The sequence below is a fragment of the Streptomyces sp. SAJ15 genome (assembly GCF_007595705.1).
Classification (GTDB): domain Bacteria; phylum Actinomycetota; class Actinomycetes; order Streptomycetales; family Streptomycetaceae; genus Streptomyces.
This window is the reverse complement of the sequence record NZ_NISY01000037.1, coordinates 1-4159: the sequence shown is the minus strand read 5'-3', so window position 1 is coordinate 4159 and position 4159 is coordinate 1. Positions and strand designations below refer to the sequence as shown.

Genomic DNA, 4159 nt, shown 5'->3' with positions numbered 1-4159 from the left:
CCCACATCGCCACCTGGATCGCCACCCACCACCCCCACTGCCACCTCCTCCTCACCAGCCGACAAGGACCCCACGCACCCAACGCCACCCGACTCCACCAACACCTCACCCAACTCGGCGCCAACGTCACCATCACCACCTGCGACACCACCGACCGCCCGGCCCTCACCGAACTCCTCGCCACCATCCCCCCAAACCACCCCCTCACCACCGTCATCCACACCGCGGGAGTCCTCGAGGACGCCACGCTCGGCGCACAGACCTCCGGCCATCTCGCCACAGCGCTGGCTCCCAAGGCGAGCGCCGCCTATCACCTGCACACCCTCACCCGGGATCTGCCGCTTGAGGCGTTCGTCCTGGTCTCGTCCACCGCCGCCACCTTCGGCAGCCCTGGACAGGCCAACTACGCCGCAGCCAACGCCTACCTCGACGCCCTCGCCCAGCACCGCCACGCCCAGGGACTCCCCGCCACCTCCATCGCCTGGGGACTGTGGGAGCAGGGCGGTCTGGCCAATGCCGAGAAGGCCGCACACATGGTGCGGCGGGGTCTGCCGCCGATGCCCACCGAGCAGGCACTCACCGCGCTGGCGCAGGCCGTCGCCGACAGGCGACGACCGCACCAGATCATCGCCGCCATCGAATGGGACAAGCTCAGCGTCACCCTGAGCCCCACCGGTGAGTCCGTGCCCCTCTTCGATGACATCCCGGAGGCTCGTACGTCGGATTCCCGGGACGCCCCGGGCGTAGAGCCGGCTTCGGCCCTCCACCGGCAGCTCGAAGGTCGGAGCGCCGAGGAGCAACAGGACATGCTGCTCCAGCTCGTTCGCGCACACACCGCAGCGGTCCTGGGGCACGGCAGAGTGGACGACGTCCCGGCCGAACGCCCCTTCAGGGAGCTGGGCTTCGACTCGCTCGCGGCCGTCGAGGCGCGCAACCGGTTGGCCGCCGCGACCGAACTCCGGCTGCCCACCACGCTTGTCTTCGACCACCCCACCCCGGTCAGGCTCGCCCAGTGGCTGCGCGGCGAGCTGGTGGGTGCGGAGACCGGCCCCGCACCGGCGGCGATGCCCGCTCCCCGGGCGACGGCCGACGAGCCCATCACGATCGTCGGCATGGCATGCCGATTCCCCGGAGGTGTGCGTACGCCCGAGGAGTTCTGGCAGCTGATCCTCGCCGAACAGGACGCGATCTCGGACTTCCCCGCGGACCGTGGCTGGGACCTCGACGGGCTCTTCCACCCCGACCCCGATCGGCAGGGCACCTGCTACACACGGCAGGGCGGATTCCTCCACGACGCGGCCGACTTCGACCCCGATTTCTTCGGCATCAGCCCGCGCGAAGCCCTCGCCATGGACCCGCAACAGCGACTACTGCTGGAGACCAGCTGGGAGGCCCTGGAGCGGGCACACATCGCACCGGCCTCGCTCCAGGGCAGCGCCGTCGGCGTCTTCACGGGCATCAACTCCCAGGACTACGCCATCCACCTGGAGCGATCATCGGAGTCGGTCGAGGGCTATGTGCTCACCGGGAGCTCCAGCAGCATCGCCTCGGGCCGCATCGCCTACACCCTCGGGCTGGAAGGCCCGGCCGTCACCGTCGACACGGCCTGTTCCTCGTCGCTGGTCGCGCTGCATCTGGCCTGCCAGGCCCTGCGGTCCGGCGAGTGCACCATGGCGCTGGCCGGCGGCGTCACCGTCATGTCCACCCCCACCACCTTCGTGGAGTTCGCCCGGCAGCGGGGGCTGTCCACGGACGGTCGCTGCCGGGCCTTCTCCGCCACGGCGGAGGGTACCGGCTGGGGCGAAGGCGTCGGCATCCTCCTGATCGAGCGACTGTCCGACGCCCGTCGGCTGGGGCACCGCGTCCTCGCCGTGGTGCGCGGCAGCGCCGTCAACCAGGACGGCGCGAGCAACGGGCTCACCGCCCCCAACGGCCCCTCCCAGCAGCGGGTCATCCGACAGGCCCTCGCCACCGCGGGTCTGACCGCCGCCGAGGTCGACGCGGTGGAGGGCCACGGCACGGGCACGACGCTCGGCGACCCCATCGAGGCCCAGGCGCTGCTCGCCACATACGGGCAGGGGCGCACCGCGGACCAGCCGGTGTGGCTCGGCTCCGTGAAGTCCAACATCGGGCACGCGCAGGCGGCGGCCGGCGTGGCGGGCGTCATCAAGATGGTCATGGCGCTCCAGCACGGGACCTTGCCGCGTACGTTGCATGTGGATGAGCCGTCGCCGCATGTGGACTGGTCGGCGGGTGCGGTGCGGTTGTTGCGGGAGGCGGTGCCGTGGCCGGAGACGGGGCGACCCCGGCGGGCCGGTGTGTCCTCGTTCGGGGTGAGCGGCACCAACGCGCACGTGATTGTGGAGCAGGCACCCCCGACGGCAGGCCCCGCGCGGGAGCAAGCTCCGACGACGCCGCTTCCCTGGGTGGTGTCGGCGAAGTCCGAGCCGGCCCTGAGGGCCCAGGCTCGGCGATTGCGCCAGTACCTCACCTCCACCCCCGAGACCCACGAGACCCACGAGACCCACGACCTGCACTCCATCGGTCACACGCTTGCCACCGGCCGTGCTCTCTTCGAGCATCGAGCGGTCCTCCTGGGCCCGGACCGGGAGGGGTTCCTGCGTGGGCTTGCGGCGCTGGCTTCGGGCGAGGAGCACGAGGGTCTCGTACGCGGTGTGGCCGCGGGTGCCGGGAAGCTGGCGTTCCTGTGTTCCGGGCAGGGCACCCAACGCCCCGGGATGGGCGCGGAACTGTACGAGGCATTCCCGCTGTTCGCGGAGGCGCTGGATCAGGCGTGTGGGCACCTGGACCCGTACCTGGAGCATCCGCTACAAGACGCCCTCTTCGGCCGAACCGATGAGACGGCTGGGCTCCTGAACCAGACCGGATACACCCAGCCCGCCCTGTTCGCCCTGCAAGTCGCCCTCCATCGTCTGGTCACCGACGGGTACGGACTCAGCCCGCACTTCTACGCCGGGCACTCCCTGGGGGAGATCACCGCCGCCCACCTCGCCGGCATCCTCACCCTCCCCGACGCCGCACGACTGATCACCACCCGCGCCCGACTCATGCAAACCCTCCCCCCAACCGGCGCCATGACCGCCATCCACGCCAGCGAAGAGGAGATCACAGAACACCTGGCCGGTCGGGAGGAACACGTCTCGCTGGCCGCGATCAACACCCCCACCTCCCTCGTCATCAGCGGCGACCGCGACACGGTCGAGGAGATCGCCGAACGGTTCAGGGCCCAGGGCCGGAAGGTCACCCCACTCCAGGTCAGCGCAGCCTTCCACTCCCCCCACATAAACACACTCCTCCACGAGCTACACGACACCGCGCGCGCCCTCACCTACCACCCACCCCACACCCCCCTCATCACCGCCGACCCCAACGGGGGCGACCCCACCACCACCCACACCGCCCTCGCCCACCTCCACACCCACGGACACCCCACCACCTGGCACCACCCCACACACCAACCCACCACCCCCCACCACACCAACCTCCCCACCTACCCCTTCCAACACCAGCGCTACTGGCTCGACACCACCCCCGCCAAGCCCCATGACACCGCTGACGTCCGCTTCCTGGAGTCGTTGGAGCAGCAAGACGTCGACGCGGTTGCCTCCACGTTGGCGGTCGACCGGGACGCGTCGTTGGAAACGGTGATTCCGGCCCTGTCTCGGTGGCGTACGCAGCAACGCGAGCAGGCTGCCATCGACTCCTGGCGTTACGGCGAGACATGGACACCGTTCGCTGCTCCACAGGCAGGTGCGCGGCCTCCCGGCACCTGGCTGGTCGCCATCCCGGCACAGGAGGGCGAGCACCCACATGTCGGCGCCGTTGTCGAGGCCCTTCGCGATCACGGCGCGGAGCCGGTGACACTCACTCTCGACCTGGCTGCCGTGGATCCCGCATGCCTGGGGCAGCGACTCGCCGATTGCCTCGCGGGGCATGACGAGTCCAAGGTCAGCGGAGTGCTCTCCTTCCTCGCCCTAGACGAGGAACCACACCCCGACCACCCCCACGTACCCACCGGAACAGCCCTCACCCTCGCCCTCATCCAAACCCTCACCACCCACCCCACCCTCACCGCACCCCTGTGGTGCCTCACCCACAACGCCACCACAACCAACCCAACCGACACCCTCCAACACCC

The 4159-nt window shown here is 70.3% G+C and carries 1 protein-coding gene; it reads left to right on the top strand.

The window, feature by feature from the left end:
* Positions 1–4159: type I polyketide synthase (locus CD790_RS34190; protein WP_144387272.1), on the top strand; the 4159-nt coding region annotated here is incomplete at both ends.